This is a genomic window from Sphingopyxis sp. H050, assembly GCF_001468265.1.
Taxonomy (GTDB): Bacteria; Pseudomonadota; Alphaproteobacteria; order Sphingomonadales; family Sphingomonadaceae; genus Sphingopyxis.
In genome coordinates this window covers 154087-169456 of sequence record NZ_LNRZ01000003.1, presented here as the reverse complement: position 1 = coordinate 169456, position 15370 = coordinate 154087, and the positions used below count along the sequence as shown (strand labels likewise).

General features: G+C 62.4%; 17 protein-coding genes and 1 riboswitch. Of the genes, 11 read left to right on the top strand and 6 right to left on the bottom strand.

Features of this window, described 5'->3' with window-relative positions; all coding sequences use genetic code 11:
* Positions 1-27 precede the first annotated feature (27 nt).
* On the top strand, positions 28-447 hold the full coding sequence (locus ATE67_RS07015) for a DUF3035 domain-containing protein (RefSeq protein ID WP_058816028.1): 420 nt from the start codon (positions 28-30) through the stop codon (positions 445-447).
* A 151-nt stretch (positions 448-598) separates the two neighbouring features.
* Here ATE67_RS07015 and ATE67_RS07010 read toward each other — a convergent pair whose 3' ends face one another.
* The 3 genes from ATE67_RS07010 to ATE67_RS07000 all read right to left on the bottom strand — a co-directional run bounded on the left by ATE67_RS07010 (position 599) and on the right by ATE67_RS07000 (position 3589).
* A complete protein-coding gene (locus ATE67_RS07010) occupies positions 599-1267 on the bottom strand; it encodes a hypothetical protein (RefSeq protein ID WP_058816027.1) in 669 nt (222 codons plus the stop codon).
* A 117-nt stretch (positions 1268-1384) separates the two neighbouring features.
* Positions 1385-3313: a 1-deoxy-D-xylulose-5-phosphate synthase gene (dxs, locus tag ATE67_RS07005; RefSeq protein ID WP_058816026.1), complete on the bottom strand. Its 1929-nt coding sequence runs from the start codon at positions 3311-3313 to the stop codon at positions 1385-1387.
* Positions 3314-3358: 45 nt separating this feature from the next.
* Positions 3359-3589, bottom strand: a complete 231-nt coding sequence (locus ATE67_RS07000) for a hypothetical protein (protein WP_058816025.1) — start codon at positions 3587-3589, stop codon at positions 3359-3361.
* Between the two features lie 191 nt (positions 3590-3780).
* Here ATE67_RS07000 and ATE67_RS06995 point away from each other — a divergent pair, with 191 nt between their 5' ends.
* Entirely contained in the window at positions 3781-4800 is a 1020-nt protein-coding gene (locus tag ATE67_RS06995) for a MipA/OmpV family protein (RefSeq protein ID WP_197411897.1), read from the top strand.
* A gap of 185 nt (positions 4801-4985) precedes the next feature.
* On the opposite strand, the gene ATE67_RS06990 is transcribed toward ATE67_RS06995, so the two are convergent.
* Entirely contained in the window at positions 4986-5876 is an 891-nt protein-coding gene (locus ATE67_RS06990) for a LysR family transcriptional regulator (RefSeq protein WP_058816023.1), read from the bottom strand.
* 136 nt (positions 5877-6012) lie between these two features.
* Here ATE67_RS06990 and ATE67_RS06985 point away from each other — a divergent pair, with 136 nt between their 5' ends.
* From ATE67_RS06985 to ATE67_RS06970, 4 genes are read left to right on the top strand one after another with little or no spacing between them, the layout of a single operon-like run.
* Positions 6013-6639: a pyridoxamine 5'-phosphate oxidase family protein gene (locus ATE67_RS06985; protein ID WP_058816022.1), complete on the top strand. Its 627-nt coding sequence runs from the start codon at positions 6013-6015 to the stop codon at positions 6637-6639.
* The gene (locus ATE67_RS06980) at positions 6636-7058 is read left to right on the top strand and encodes a VOC family protein (RefSeq protein ID WP_058816021.1); all 423 of its coding nucleotides are present in this window, start codon (positions 6636-6638) and stop codon (positions 7056-7058) included. Before ATE67_RS06985 ends, ATE67_RS06980 begins: the two co-directional genes overlap by 4 nt.
* A 10-nt stretch (positions 7059-7068) precedes the next feature.
* Positions 7069-7290 (top strand): tautomerase family protein, encoded by a 222-nt coding sequence (locus tag ATE67_RS06975; protein WP_058816020.1) that lies wholly within the window; start codon positions 7069-7071, stop codon positions 7288-7290.
* A complete protein-coding gene (locus tag ATE67_RS06970; RefSeq protein WP_058816019.1) occupies positions 7287-7745 on the top strand; it encodes a DMT family transporter in 459 nt (152 codons plus the stop codon). The genes ATE67_RS06975 and ATE67_RS06970 overlap by 4 nt, the downstream gene beginning before the upstream one ends.
* On the opposite strand, the gene ATE67_RS06965 is transcribed toward ATE67_RS06970, so the two are convergent.
* Both ATE67_RS06965 and ATE67_RS06960 read right to left on the bottom strand, forming a co-directional pair.
* Positions 7742-8185, bottom strand: coding sequence for a DUF6265 family protein (locus ATE67_RS06965; RefSeq protein WP_058816018.1), 444 nt, complete (start codon positions 8183-8185; stop codon positions 7742-7744). The genes ATE67_RS06970 and ATE67_RS06965 overlap by 4 nt on opposite strands.
* A gap of 185 nt (positions 8186-8370) precedes the next feature.
* Complete coding sequence (locus ATE67_RS06960) at positions 8371-9822, bottom strand: hypothetical protein (protein ID WP_197411896.1); 1452 nt, start codon at positions 9820-9822, stop codon at positions 8371-8373.
* A gap of 257 nt (positions 9823-10079) precedes the next feature.
* Positions 10080-10190: riboswitch (TPP riboswitch) on the top strand.
* Between the two features lie 44 nt (positions 10191-10234).
* Between ATE67_RS06960 and thiC the strand changes: the two genes are divergently transcribed.
* The 5 genes from thiC to ATE67_RS06945 all read left to right on the top strand — a co-directional run bounded on the left by thiC (position 10235) and on the right by ATE67_RS06945 (position 15266).
* Entirely contained in the window at positions 10235-12127 is a 1893-nt protein-coding gene (thiC, locus tag ATE67_RS06955; RefSeq protein WP_058816016.1) for a phosphomethylpyrimidine synthase ThiC, read from the top strand.
* A 12-nt stretch (positions 12128-12139) separates the two neighbouring features.
* Positions 12140-13357 (top strand): DUF3800 domain-containing protein, encoded by a 1218-nt coding sequence (locus ATE67_RS06950; protein WP_058816015.1) that lies wholly within the window; start codon positions 12140-12142, stop codon positions 13355-13357.
* Positions 13358-13539: 182 nt separating this feature from the next.
* Complete coding sequence (locus ATE67_RS21335; protein WP_156416936.1) at positions 13540-14148, top strand: DUF5343 domain-containing protein; 609 nt, start codon at positions 13540-13542, stop codon at positions 14146-14148.
* Positions 14141-14728, top strand: coding sequence for a Swt1 family HEPN domain-containing protein (locus ATE67_RS20960; protein WP_197411895.1), 588 nt, complete (start codon positions 14141-14143; stop codon positions 14726-14728). Before ATE67_RS21335 ends, ATE67_RS20960 begins: the two co-directional genes overlap by 8 nt.
* A gap of 79 nt (positions 14729-14807) precedes the next feature.
* Positions 14808-15266, top strand: a complete 459-nt coding sequence (locus ATE67_RS06945) for a 2'-5' RNA ligase family protein (RefSeq protein ID WP_269433434.1) — start codon at positions 14808-14810, stop codon at positions 15264-15266.
* Positions 15267-15370: the final 104 nt, after the last annotated feature.

The window sequence follows — 15370 nt, the reverse complement described above, 5'->3', positions numbered from 1 at the left end:
CGGGGCGAATTGGGAGTAATTTGTAAAGTGAACCGGACCACCGCCATTCTCGCCGCCTCGGTGCTTGCGACGACGCTTTCGGCCTGCGGGTCGAACAATCTGTTCAGCCGCGACCGGCCTGACGAATTCGCGGTGTCGCGTCAGGCGCCGCTCGTCGTGCCGCCCGATTTCGCGCTGACCCCGCCGGCCCCCGGCGCCGCGCGCCCCGGCGGCGAATCGACCGCCGAGCAGACGCTCCGCGCGCTCTTCGGTGGCCCCGCCCCGCGCAGTGCGACCGAAAATGCCATCATCGGCAGCGCCGACGGCCAGCGCGGCGACCCCGGCATCCGCAGCAATGTCGGCAGCCCCGACACGCAGGTCGTCGACAAGGGCCTCGTCACCCGCGACATCATCTTCGCCCCCGAAGGCGACGGCCGCGACGCCAGCGCCGCGATCCCGGGCGCGTAAGGCCTAACCTATCTGAGGAATCGGGCGGCCTCGGCCGCCCTTTTTCATTGCCCGGCGCCGCGATCGCGCGCGACGGTGCTGAAGGGTCGCGCGCTCCTCGCGCCTTGGCGTGAAATTTTCTGGTTTCGCGCGAACGCGCGAAGACGAAAGCCTAGCGAAACAGGCTCGACAGAATGAGCATCGCCGCCAGGCTTTCGACCATCGCGCGCGACGCATGGCCGAAAGCGCGGAGGCGGCCGCATTTCAGATGCTGGTTGAACCAGGCGGTCTGCAAAAAGCCGAACCACAAGAGCCCGAACAGCGTCAGCGCGAGGCCCGCCAGCGCCGACCAGTCGTGCCCCAGCTTGATCAGGATCACCGCGCCGCCCAGCAGCATCGCCAGCACTGCGGCGACATAGCATTGGCTGTAGAACGGCCCGCGCAGCGTGTCGCGATTGACCTGCAGCTTCTGCGCCCGGACCATCCGCGTCGCCAGCATCACCGGAAACAGGCTGAAGCTGACGATGCGCAGGATGATCAGATCGGTATTGTTGCTGACGAACGCGGCCAGTCCGACCTTGCTCGTGATCACCGCATCATTGCCGACCAGCGCGATCTCGGCGCCATGGACGAGGATCAGCGACAGCAGCAGGAACAGCGGCGGGCTGAGCGTGTCGGCATATTGCTGGTCGGCGGCGTCGCCCTGCTCGACGTCCGAATAATCCATCATCTTCAGCGGCCGCACCAGCGTTCGCCACAAGGTGATCGGATAGAAAACCAGCCACGACATCACCTCGTACAAAAGCTCGTCGAGCGATTGCAGGAGGTTGAAGAAGTTCATGCGGCCCGACGCTCCTAAACTGCCGTTCGCCCTGAGCTTGTCGAAGGGCCGTTCTTACTTGCCGACGTTAAAGAAAGAAGTACGCTGCTTCGACAAGCTCAGCACGAACGGAGTGGGTTAAGCTCTGGCGCCCGCTTCCTCGACGCCCGCGCTGTTGTGGCGCAGCGCCTTGAGCACCGTATCGACGATCTGCGGCGCGTTGAGGCCTGCCTGATCATATTGCAGTTCGGGCTTGTCCTGATCCTGGAATATATCGGGAAGCCGCATGGTGCGCAGCTTCAGCCCCGCGTCGATCAGCCCCTCGTCGCTCGCGAGCGTCAGCACATGCGCGCCCAATCCGCCGACGCTATTCTCCTCGATCGTCACGCAAACCTCATGGGCCGCGAGCGTCTTGCGGATCAGTTCCTCGTCGAGCGGCTTGGCGAAGCGCAGGTCGATCACGCTCGTCGACAGCCCGCGTGCTTCGAGCGTGTCGGCCGCTTTCAGCGCCTCGGCGAGGCGCGTACCGAGCGAGAATATCGCGACGGCCTTGCCGCTCCGCACCACCCGGCCCTTGCCGATCTCCAGCTTCTGCGGGACTTCAGGCAAAGCCACCCCGGTGCCGTTGCCGCGCGGATAGCGGAAGGCGATCGGGCCGGCGTCATATTCGGCGGCGGTATAGGTCATGTGGACCAGTTCGGCCTCGTCGGCCGCCGCCATCACCACCATGTTGGGCAGCGTCGCGAGATAAGTGACGTCGAACGAGCCCGCATGCGTCGATCCGTCGGCGCCGACCAGCCCCGCGCGGTCGATCGCGAAGCGCACCGGCAGATTCTGGATCGCGACATCGTGCACGACCTGATCGTAAGCGCGCTGGAGGAAGGTCGAATAGATCGCCGCGAACGGCCGCATCCCCTGCGCCGCGAGCCCCGCGGCGAACGTCACCGCATGCTGCTCGGCGATGCCGACGTCGAACGTCCGCTCGGGATGCGCCTTCGCGAATTTGTCGACCCCGGTCCCCGACGGCATCGCCGCGGTGATCGCGACGATGCGCGGATCGCTGTCGGCAAGCTTCGCCAGCGTCTCACCGAACACATTCTGATACTGCGGCGGTCCCGGCGGCGCCTTCGCCTGCTCGCCGGTGATCACGTCGAATTTCTGGACGCCATGATATTTGTCGGCCGCGGCCTCGGCGGGGGCGTAGCCCTTGCCTTTCTTGGTCACCGCATGGATCAGCACCGGGCCATGGTCGCTGTCGCGGACATTTTCGAGGATCGGGATCAAATGGTCGAGATTATGGCCGTCGATCGGCCCGACATAATAAAAGCCGAGCTCCTCGAACAGCGTCCCGCCCATCGCCATGCCGCGCGCATATTCGTCGGTCTTTTTCGCCGCCTTGTGCAGCGGCTCGGGCAATTTGCGCGCAAAACGTCGCGCGATCTCGCGCAGCTCGAGGAACGGCCGCGACGACACCAGTTTCGCCAGATAGGCGGAGAGTCCGCCCACCGGCGGCGCGATCGACATGTCGTTGTCGTTGAGGATGACGATCAGCCGGTTGCCCGCCTGCTGCGCATTGTTCATCGCCTCATAGGCCATGCCCGCCGACATCGACCCGTCGCCGATCACCGCGATCGCGCGGCCCGGCTCGTCCTTCAGCTTGTTCGCGATCGCAAAGCCCAATGCGGCGCTGATCGAGGTCGACGAATGCGCGGCGCCGAACGGGTCGTACTCGCTCTCGCTGCGCTTGGTGAAGCCCGACAATCCGCCGCCGGTGCGCAGCGTTCGAATCCGGTCGCGGCGCCCGGTGATGATCTTGTGCGGATAGCATTGGTGCCCGACGTCCCACACGATCTTGTCGCGCGGAGTCTCGAACACATAGTGCAGCGCCACGGTCAGCTCGACAACCCCCAGCCCCGATCCCAAGTGCCCGCCCGTCGTCCCGACCGCCGAAATCATTTCGGTGCGCAGCTCGTCGGCGAACTGGCGGAGGTCTTCGGGCTTCAGCTTGCGGAGGTCGGCGGGGACATCCACCGTGTCGAGCAGCGGCGTATGCGGACGGTCGGTCATCGCACCGTCATAATGGTAACCGCCGATACTGTCGAACGAAAAGGCCTAGGGTCCGTCGTCCCGGTCGCGGGCCTTGGCAGCGTCGACCTGCGCATAAAGCCCCCGCACCATCAGGTCGGTGAACACCAGCATCACGCCGATCATGCCGACGAGCAGCGCGACCGCGGCGACCGGAAAGGGGCCGATCGCCTGGATCAGCCCTTGCCGCATCGCGACCGCAAGCGATGCCGCGGCGGCCATCAAGCCATAGCCGATGAAGCGTCCGGCGCGGGTCATGCGGCGGACGCCGCGTTGCTCGCTCCAACGGAACCAAAGCGCGTGCGGGGATTTAGAAAGGAAATCGGGCGATGCTGGTGCATGAATGTCACGATCACAGGAAAAGCCGCCGCCCGCAAGACGAAGCCTTTGCATTGCGGAGACAATCACCTAACACCCCGGTTACGGGGGGCAAGACCATAGGAATGCCGATGCTCGAGTTGATGAAATTCTCCCGCCTTCTCCGACCGATTCAAAGATTTCCCATCGTAACCGCCGTTGCGGCCGCGGGATTGGCGGTGCCGGCGTCGGCGCAGGACGCAGCGCTCCCCTATAACCTGCCCGCCCAGCTCGACACCGGCCTGACGTCGGGTGACGAGCAGCCGGTGCGCTATCTTCAGGATAGCGGCGAGATCGACGAGAATATCCTGCTCCCCGCGCAGGGCCAAGAGTTCGACGACGACCGCAAATATGCGCGCGACTATTTCGCGCTAGCCGGCGGCGTGATCACCGTGCCGAGCTACAACGGCTCGGACGAGCGCAACGTCCTCCCGGCCTTCTATTTCCGGGGACGGTTTAAGGGCTTCGCCTTTTCGACCCGCGGCACCAATTTCCAGGTCGACCTGATCCGCCAGAAACGCGGGCAAAAGACCGACATCAAATTCGGGCCGATCATCAACCTGCGCAGCGACCGCACCGGCCGCATCAAGGACGCGCAGGTCGAGGCGCTCGGCGACAAGAAGCTCGCGGTCGAGCTCGGCATTTCGGCGGGCATTACCCACACTGGTGTCGTTACCAGCGGCTACGATCAGGTCGGCGTTCGTATCGTCGGCCTCAAGGACGTCTCGGGCCGCCACGGCAGTTGGGTCGTCTCGCCGACGATCGACTATGGCACTCCGCTGTCAAAGCGCGCCTATATAGGCGTCTCCGCCTCGACCAACATCTATGGCAAGGGCTTCGGCCGCTATTATTTCGACGTCGATCCGATCGGCAGCGCGGCGAGCGGCCTGCCGGTCTATACCGGCGCGGGACGCAAACCGACGCTCGGCAAATATACCATTGGCGTCGCGGGCGCCTATGGCCTGTCGGGCGATCTGCGCAAAGGCTTCGTGCTGATCGGCGGCGCTCAATATGGCCGCCTGACCGGTCGCTACGGCGATTCGCCGATTGTGGCCATCGCGGGCAGCCGCGACCAGTGGCTCTTCGGCGGCGGTCTGGCGTATCAGTTCTGACGGGTAGCGACCGAAAGGCGACATCTCTTCCATCGTCACCCTGAACTTGTTTCAGGGTCCATGGCCCGTCGCCTCGTTCAACGCAGCGGCCGAATAGAGCGCAGCCCATGGATGCTGAAACAAGTTCAGCATGACGGCATTTTGGACGTCCGCTTCCCACCCCAAAGCCGACATCCCACCAACCCTCAAACCAGCCCCGCCATCCGCATCCGCGCCTTCATCGCCTCGACAAACAGCCGCACCGCGGGCAATGCCGCGCGCGACGGTTCGAACAGCAGATGCACCGGCAGCGCGGGCGGCTGCTCCTCCGTCAGCAGCGAAATCAGCCGCCCCGCATCGACCGCCTCGATGACCTGATAGCTCAGCAGATTGGCGATCCCCAGCCCCGCCTCGGCCGCCGCCAATATCCCGTCGACCGTGTTGAGCACCAGTCGCGGCCGCGGCTCCACCCGCCAGCGCCCCGACGCGAACTGCCACTCGCCAGCCGCACGCGGCCCCATCGCCGCGACCAGATCGTGCCCCGCCAGATCGGCCACGCTTGCGGGCGCCCCGCGCCGCGCCAGATAGGCGGGGCTCGCAACGAGCATCTGCCGCACCCAGCCGATCCGCACCGCCTTCAACCCCGAGTCCGCCAGCGGCCCGATGCGTACCGCGACGTCGATCCCCTCCTCGACGATGCGGACATTGCGGTCGATCAGCATCATCCGCGCCGCCAGCTCGCGGTGCTGCGCCATCAAATCGCCGACGACGGGCAGCACATGCAGGCGCCCGAACATCACCGGCGCGGTCAAATGCAACTGCCCGCGCGGTTCGGCCGCGGCGCCCCGCAGTTCGCGCTCGGCGCCCGCCAGCTCGGCCAATATGCGCCGCGCCTGTTCCAGAAACGCCGCCCCCGCATCGGTCAGCGCGACCGCGCGCGTCGAGCGGTGGAACAGGCTCGTCCCCAGCCGCGCCTCCAGCGCCGCGATCCCGCGCGTCACCGCGGGCGGCGAGCTGCCAAGCTTGCGCGCGGCGGCGGCGAAACCGCCCTCGCTGGCGACGGCAATGAACATTTCGAGCGTGAGCAACCGATCCATGATTATTCCATTTACCGGAATTAACTTGTGCAATCACTCCCGATTATCATCATTCGCGCAATGACCTAAATCATGGATGCGAACGGAGGCCCGCCCCTCCCCCGCCTTCGTTCGCGTCCTTTCGAAAGGCGGTCCGATGGCTCAGAATTACCGGCACATATTGTTCGACGATGCGGTTAAAATCGAGCAGGAACGCCATGGCTCGCGCGCCTCTTATGCCAAGATGGACGCTGGCGCCGACGGCACCCCCGACGCGCTGACGCCCCGCGAAATCGCCTTCATCGAAGAGCGCGACAGCTTCTATATGGCGAGCGTCAATCCCGAGGGTTGGCCCTATATGCAGCACCGCGGCGGTCCCGCGGGTTTCCTCCGTCATATCGCGGGCAATCGCATCGGCTTCGCCGACTATCGCGGCAACAAACAATATATCAGCACCGCGAACCTCAAGGGCAACGACCGCGTTTCGCTGTTCCTGATGGATTATCCGAACAAGGAGCGGCTGAAGATCGTCGGCCACGCGGTGAGCGTCGAGCTTGCCGACGATCCCGCCGCGGTGACCGCGCTGATGCCCGAGGGTTATCGCGCGACCCCCGAGCGCGCCTTTTTCATCGATGTGATCGGCTGGGAATGGAATTGCTCGCAGCACATCACCCCGCGCTTCACCGAAGCCGAGATTTCCGCCGCGATCCGCCCGATGGCGGACGAACTCAACCAGCTTCGCGCCGAAATCGCCGCGCTTCGCGCAGAGAAGGACGCAAAATGACCCAAGCCATCAGCCAAGCCATGACCCAGGGCGCCCATCATATCGGCCTCGCCGTGCGCGACGTCGCCGAGGCGCGCGACTTCTTCGTCGAGGCGCTGGGCTTTACCGTCGCCGCCGAGCGCCCCGACTATCCTGCGATCTTCGTGACCGACGGCGCAACGCTGCTGACGCTCTGGCAGGTGGCCGAGCCGGCAAGCGCGACACCGTTCGACCGCCGCGCCAACATCGGCCTCCACCATCTCGCCCTCCGCGTCGCCGATCATGATGCGCTGCGCACCGTCTTTTCGCGAGTCCAGAACCATCCCGGCGTTCGCATCGAGTTCGACCCCGAACCGATCCGCGAAGGCGCGGCAACGCATCATTTCATTTGCGCGATGCCCGGTGGTATTCGCATCGAATTCGCTACCCCCTTCGCCTGAGGTCCATGCCATGCCCTATGTGAATATTCAGATCACACGCGAAGGCGTCACCCCCGAACAGAAGGCTGAGCTGATCGCAGGCGTCACGAATCTCCTCAAGAATGTCCTCGGCAAGAATCCCGCGACGACAGTCGTCGTGATCGACGAGGTCGAAACCGATAATTGGGGAATCGGCGGAATGCCCGTCCTCGCCTATCGTGCAGCGCAGGCCTTGAGGGAATCGAAATCATGACCGCATCCGGCAACGCCCCCGCCTTTGCCCTGATCATGTTGTTGACCGGCATCGGCATCCCGATCCTCGCCGCGCTCAACGGCGGTCTCGGCGCCCGGCTCGGCAGCCCGATGGCGGCGTCGATGATCCTCTTTGGCCTTGCCTTCTTCATCGCGACGACCGGCGCCTTGCTCACAGGCTCGGTCGGGCAGGTCCGCTTCACCTCGGACATCCCGTTCCAATTCTATTTCGGTGGGCTATTCGTCGCTTTCTATGTGATCGCGGTGACCTTTATCGCCCCCAAGTTCGGCGTCGGCAACGCGATCTTCTTCGTGCTGGTCGGTCAGTTGATCAGCGCCGCGACGATCGACCATTTCGGCCTGTTCGGCGCGATGCGCTCGGCGATCGACGTGAAACGCGTTGCAGGCATCGCCTTGATGATAGCGGGTGTCTATCTGGCGCGGCGAACCGCCTAGCGCCGCCGATATACCCAGCTCCGCGCGCCCGACCCGTCGATCCTCGAGATCGTCGCCTTCATGACGGCACCTATCCGCTCGTATCGGATACGCTGCGGATAATCATGCGCCGCGTTTTCGAAGGTCGCGCTGGCGGCGTCCTGCTGCACCAGCCCGAACGCCACCGGCGCCCCGCCCTGCGGCCGCGCGATATAGGCGAGCACGCCATCCGTCCCGGCCTGCAGTTGCAGGAACTCGAACGCGCGCAGAGTCTCGCCGCGCCCCGACCGGCTATGTCCCAGCATCACCCCACCGCGCGGGGTCGTCCACTCCTCCTCGGTCCAGCGCCCTTCGCTCTCGGTTATCCAGCTTCCCGCCATCCAGCCGAGATCCTCGACCGCAACTTTCGGTTCGCCAGTCGCGAGCAGCAGCAGGGCCAGCCGGGTCGCCAGAAACGTCATTTGCATCCCCCTCCTCGGACTAGGATATGATCCGGACCGGCCTGTGCGGAAAGTCGGCGCTGCAATCGCTATATAGCGCTGCCGCCGCCCGGGTAACGCGTGGGTCTTGCGGCGGCGACTATGCCATACCGACGACGATAGGCAACAATCCTTCCCGTGCCGAAGGCATGGGGAGGAACATCAAACTACATATCATGCTCGCGCAGATAGCGGTTGATCTCCGACGGCGACGGCGCGCCGCTGCAGCCGCCCTTGCGCACATAAACGCACTGCTTCTGCTCGCCGCCGGTGCACGCCTTCCTGTCGAACGCCGGCGACAGCTCGGTCTCGAACCCGTTCCAGACCACCGCATGATTATAGAGTGCGGGGTCGATCGCCGGATCGCCCCGACCGCGGATGAAGATCGGCACGTCGCGCCGCAGCCGCGCATAACCATAGGTCCCGTCGAACTCGCGCCCGACCAGCGCGAAGCCGCAAAGGTCCGGGCGCCCGCGCGCCTCGTCGATCGCCTTTGCGGTGAAGTCCGTCACGATGAAGGTGTCGCGCGCCTTGTACACCGGCACCACCGTCGCCGCAGCGAGCAGCCAGACGACGACCAGCAGCCGCAGCCGCCCGTCGGCGCTGAGCCCGCGCCGCTTCGCCCACCAGTCGGCAAAGTCCGCGGTCGCCACGCCTGCAAGCAGGATCAGCGCGGTTAGCGACGGGATCAGGAAGCGATATTCCTTGTGGCCGATCGCGCTGTGGACGACGATATTCGCCGCCGCGAAGATGAGCAGCAACGGGTAGCGCCGCGCGCCCCATGCCGCGAGCGCGAGGATCGGGAGGGTCCAGATGGACCAAACTTGCCAAACTTCGCCCACATACGCCAGGGGGCCGGAGACGCCGTAGCGGGCGGAGACGTTGTCGACGATGTTGCGGGTGAAATTATTCACCATCCATTCAAAGGGATAGTCGCCGCCGAGCCAGTCGCTGCCCGCGCCGACCGCCAGCGCCAGCACACTGCCGCCGAGCAGCGGCGCCAGCCCCGCGAAGCGCACCGTCCACAGATAGCACAGCGCCGCCAGCCCGATCGCGGGCGCGAGGTGCGGGCGGAACAGGAAGGCGAGCCCCAGCGCGAAGCCGATGCCCGCCAGCACCCGCGCGCTCCAGTCGCGCTTCGCCAGCAGGGCGATCGCCGGCACCGCCAGCAGCGCCGCCATCTGCTCGGTCAACGGATGCGGCGCGAAGCCGACGAGGTCGGTCCAGACGGCCGCGACCAGCCCCGCGGTCCAGAAATGCGCACGCGACACCCGCGCCCCCAGCCACCCCGCCGCACCGACGATGCCGAGCGACAGCACCGCCATCGCAATCCGCGGCAACAGGATCGGCAGGCGGCTGTCGGGCGCGATCCACTCCCCGAGCCGCATCGGCCACGACAGCAGCCACGGATAGAGATCGGCGCGCATCCCGTCGCGATATTCCCAGGTCATCACCGAATAGCCGTGCGTCGTGCGGAACGCGCCCTCGAGATATTGATACACCTCGTCGGGGTGCAGCACGGTCTCGAACCCCGCCGACGCCAGCCGCAGCGCCAGCGCCAGCCCCAGCACGACCAGCCAGTCGCGCCGTGTCACCCCATTTGCCGGATCGTCCCCCATGCATGGGGTCGTAGCGGGCCGGATTCGCGCTGTCATCCGCCTCCTTTCCTTCGTCATTCCCGCGAAGGCGGGAATCCCGTTTCCTTCTTCGCGCCTTTGCGCCTTTGCGTGAGATTTTTCCGCCTCACGCAAAGGCGCAAAGGCGCAAAGCGAAGGAGAGGAGAAAGCCGGACCCCCGCCTTCGCCGGGATGACGAGAAGAGGGGCGGAATGACGCGAGATTGGGATAGCCACCGGCCCTTGCTCCCCCTATAACCCTCCCCATCCCCGGGGAGCCTGTGTGCAGCAACAGGTTGAGAGCGGAACAGCCCGCGACCCGTCGAACCTGATCCGGGTAATACCGGCGGAGGGAGGGTCGGTATTCCAAGCCCGGAATCCCCATTCTCGCTCCGAACCCTATGGAGCGAACAGACATGGCCGACATCGACAGCCGCCTCGACAAGACGCAAGCCCAGCCGATCGGCGTCACCACCGGACCCATAAGAGGCAGCCGCAAGATCCATGTCGCGGCGCAGACCGGCAGCGGCATCCGCGTCGCGATGCGCGAAATCCTGCTCGAACCCTCGTCGGGCGAACCGCCGGTGCGCGTCTATGACACCAGCGGGCCGTACACCGACCCCGACGCGGTCATCGACATCGCCAAGGGCCTCCCCGAACTGCGCCGCGACTGGATTCGCGGCCGCGGCGACGTCGAGGAGGTCGCGCAGCGCGAGGTCCGCCCCGAGGACAACGGCCAGCTCGGCCCCGACCGCAGCGGCGGCGTCCCCGCCTTCCCCAACGTCCGCCGCAACGTCCTCCGCGCCAAAGCCGGCGCAAACGTCAGCCAGATGCACTATGCCCGCCGCGGCATCATCACGCCCGAGATGGAATATGTCGCCGAGCGCGAGAATCTCGGCCGCGCGCGCCTGTCCGAATACAAGCGCGACGGCGAAAGCTGGGGCGCCAGCATCCCCGACTATGTCACCCCCGAATTCGTCCGCGACGAGGTGGCGCGCGGCCGCGCGATCATCCCCAGCAACATCAACCACCCCGAAAGCGAGCCGATGGCGATCGGCCGCAACTTCCTGGTCAAGATCAACGCCAATATCGGCAACAGCGCGGTCGCGTCCGACGTCGCGTCCGAAGTCGACAAGATGGTCTGGTCGATCCGCTGGGGCGCCGACACCGTCATGGACCTGTCGACCGGCCGCAACATCCACGACACGCGCGAATGGATCATCCGCAACTCGCCCGTCCCGATCGGCACCGTCCCCATCTATCAGGCGCTCGAGAAAGTCGGCGGCATCGCCGAGGACCTGACCTGGGAAATCTTCGCCGACACGTTGATCGAACAGGCCGAACAGGGCGTCGACTATTTCACCATCCACGCAGGTGTTCGTTTGCCCTACGTCCCGCTCGCGGCGAAGCGCATGACCGGCATCGTGTCGCGCGGCGGCAGCATCATGGCGAAATGGTGCCTCGCGCATCACAAGGAAAGCTTCCTCTACGAACGCTTCGACGAGATTACCGAGATCATGAAGGCCTATGACGTCGCCTACAGCCTCGGCGATGGCCTCCGCCCCGGCAGCATCTATGACGCGAACGACGAGGCGCAGTTTGCCGAGCTCTATACGCTGGGCGAGCTCACCAAGCGCGCCTGGGCGCAGGATGTGCAGGTGATGATCGAGGGCCCGGGCCATGTCCCGATGCACAAGATCAAAGAGAATATGGACAAGCAGCTCGAGGCGTGCGGCGAGGCGCCCTTCTATACGCTCGGGCCGCTCACCACCGACATCGCGCCGGGTTACGACCATATCACCAGCGGCATCGGCGCCGCGATGATCGGCTGGTACGGCACCGCGATGCTTTGCTACGTCACGCCCAAGGAGCATCTGGGCCTGCCCGACCGCGACGATGTGAAGGTCGGCGTCGTCACCTACAAGCTCGCCGCGCACGCCGCCGACCTTGCCAAGGGCCACCCCGCCGCGCAGGTCCGCGACGACGCGCTATCGAAAGCGCGCTTCGAATTCCGCTGGCGCGACCAGTTCAACCTGTCGCTCGACCCCGACACGGCGGAGCAATATCACGACCAAACGCTCCCCGCCGAGGGTGCCAAGTCGGCGCATTTCTGCAGCATGTGCGGCCCGAAATTCTGCTCGATGAAGATCAGCCAGGAAGTCCGCGACTTTGCGAAGCTGCAAAATCAGGACAGCGCCGGCTTCATCGCCGCCGAAGAGGCCGAAAAGGGCATGGCGAAAATGAGCGAGGTTTATGAGGAAACCGGGCGCGAGCTGTATATGGGCGCGGGTGGTCGGGAGCATGATTGAGGTTACGCTGAGATGTACGCATTCGTCGATGAGACCGGCAATACTGGCGCCAATCTTTTTGATGATGCCCAACCCCTATTTCTTACCGCTGCGCTGATCACGAAGGCAGATTTCGACCTAGTCCACAGGAAAGAATTTGCTCGAATTTGCTCTAAGCTAGGCGTTCGGGCGCTCCACGCGTCCGAACTCGGCTTTGGTCGCCTTGAAGAAGTCGCTGGCGACCTTACAAAACTCCTAAAACGGGCCGATGCTAGGTTCTTTATTTCGCGGGTAGAAAAACGATATCTTCTAGCAACGAAAATCTTCGATACATTCTTCGATAGCGGAGAGAATCCCGCTGTTCCGTGGCAAACCTATAATGTTCGCCCGTTGAGATTAATATTGGCATTCAAAGTCGCTCATATTCTCGATGAGAATATCGCCAGACTATTTTGGTCGATGCTCATGGAAAAATCGGAGGCGCGAGCCAGAGCGATAATCCCAGAGATATGTCAGGCAATTATTGATCGGGTCGATCTGCTGCCAGATGCGCGATCTCGCGAGATAATCACGAACGCGTTGGAGTGGTCTAAGGCCCACCCCGAAGGGTTGGATTTCTATCAAGCCGGCCGTCAGGCAAAAAACGGCCACATGCCCAATATGGTCGCATTTGCCAATCTACTCGACGGCCTTGAAACTCTCTCAAAAAAGTGGGGCCGAGAAGTTCGCCTCATTCGCCATGACAGGCAATCGCAATTTGAGGGTACACTCGCGGAATGGCATAGAATGGTCGCTAACGCGCTGCCGGACCCAATTGAGCTGCCTGGCGAGACGCGCGTTCTCCGAAAAGTTCATAACTCCGACTTCGAAGTATCAGCATCGGACGATAGCCCGGGCATTCAAGTTTGTGACTGCATTCTTTGGATATTTAAACAATTCCTTTTAGGAAAAGATATTCCGTACAACTGCTCAAAACTCCTACACCTTGTTATGAAACGCGGAATGCAGAACGATTTCTCATTCGATGGCGTAAACAGAGCAATGGAAGAGCAGTTCATGCCAATGCTGGAATCTGAGATCACGGAAGAACAGTTGGCAGCGGCGAGAGAGCTGCAGCAGCGATATGAGGCGATTCGGATTGAGAACATCGCCGCATATGAGCGCGATGGGCTTATGCCTTTCGAGCGCCAAGTCCGCTCCCAGCTTCGACGAGAAGCCGCAGTTCCACTTGTGGAGCAAGTGGATGAATAAAGGCTGAGGTTAGAGTTCAAGCTGGCCAAGCAAACGCCTCGACCGCACACCGTCACTGGTACGAACGATGTGCTTGCCCTACAGGCCGCCGGTCATGCCCGTGGTTTCCCGTTTCCCGTTTCCCTTCCGCCTCTTGACTCGGAAAACCATAGTCTGCTTATCTTCTCAAAGGGGATTTGATTATGGCACTTATTAATCGACCGACGCAGGTACATCAGCAGCTTCCTAAGTTTTTTAACACTCTGAGAGAGGGTACAGCTCCTGATAAATTTACCCAACAGTACTTGGTTGATATAGGATTTGGGAGCTCAAACTACAGAGTACTTATCCCACTTCTCAAGGACTTGGGATTTTTAACTGCCGACGGATCTCCTACCGAAAGATACAAGAGCTACCTAGACTCTTCTAGATCGAGAACGGTTCTAGGAGAAGCCGTCAAGGAAGCTTACTCAGATCTTTTCACGATAACCAAAAATCCAACAAAATCTGATCGAGAGAAAATATCGGGCAAATTCAAAAGCACCTTCAATCTCTCCGATCTTCAGGCAGAGAGGTGCGCCAATACCTTCTTGGCACTCACCGAACTTTCAGATTTGAATGCGACGTCAACATCGCCTCAGCAACAAGCTTCAAACGATATCCCGCTTCCGACAAATACCAAGGAAGCCGAAAGTTCAAATGGGCGGGTAATCGGATTGAAGTACGATATCGCTATCCACTTGCCCGCGACGAAAGATATCGAGGTCTACAACGCGATATTTAAGTCTCTAAAGGAGCACTTAGTTGACTAGCTCGGCCCTTAGAGACTTCATATTCCGAGGAATGCTGTTTGACTCCGAAGCCGAACAGTTTCGCAAGGCCGGAATCAAGATCGGACTGGACCATGCGGAATCAGAAGAGTCACTCCTACTCGAGGCCCTTTCGCAATTTGGTATAAAGCGCCGGAATGATGCCTTAGAAATGGCGAGATTATACGCCGTCCTTCATGCTTTTGAGAATGAAATTCGTCGCCTTGTTAGAGACACATTTGATGAGGCTATGGCAGGCAACTGGTGGGAAGGTGATGCCATTCCAAAAAAGATACGAGACAAGGCTGAATCTCGCCGCAAAACGGCACTTGAAGACAGTTGGCTTGAAGGCGCTAAAGATGACAATTTAGAATATGTCGATTTCGGCGACCTGTCACAGATTATGATCGCAAATTGGGACTGTTTCAAAGATATTATCCCCAGCCAAAGCTGGCTTAATCAACGCATGGTAGAGCTAGAAAAGGCAAGAAACTTTGTTGCTCATAATAGAATGCTACTTCCTAACGAATTTCAGAGAATTTATATGTATATTTCAGACTGGAATAAGACGGTAGGTATATAATATTTGAACTAAAAATTTTTTTCCCTATACCTTTACCTGTATCCGACACCCCTAAAATCCTCCGGTCGCTCCCCACACCATGCTACACTCCCACCCATGCGCGCCCGGAATCCCCTCTACGTCATGGCCAAGCCGCCGCCGGAGGTGCAGGCGGCGATCGCCGCGTAGCCGCGTGGGCGATCCCGGGCGCGGCCCCGACCTGCTCCATGTCACGCTCATCTCGCTCTATGACCTGCACTATGCACCGCCCGAGTGGCTGCCCGCGATCATCGCCGCGCTGGACGGCTTCGCCGCGGCCCCCTTCTCCCTCCGCTTCGACCGGATCGAGAACCGCAAGACGGTGACGCTGCGGACGCGTGGGGCCCTGGCCGAGGCGCGGGCGTTTCAGAAGGCGCTGGTCAACCATCTGCTGCGCGAAAAGGCGCCGATCATGGACGGCACCACCCCCGAACCGCACATCACGATCAACTATCGCGGCGACCGGCTGAATGCCCAAAAGATGCCGCCGATCGGCTGGACGGTCGACGAGATATCCTGATGGAAAGCATCGTCGGCAAGACCACCCATGTCGACCATGGCCGCTGGCGGCTGTGCGGCGACGCCTGACCGCGACGGAACTCCCATCCCGCTCAAGACTTTACT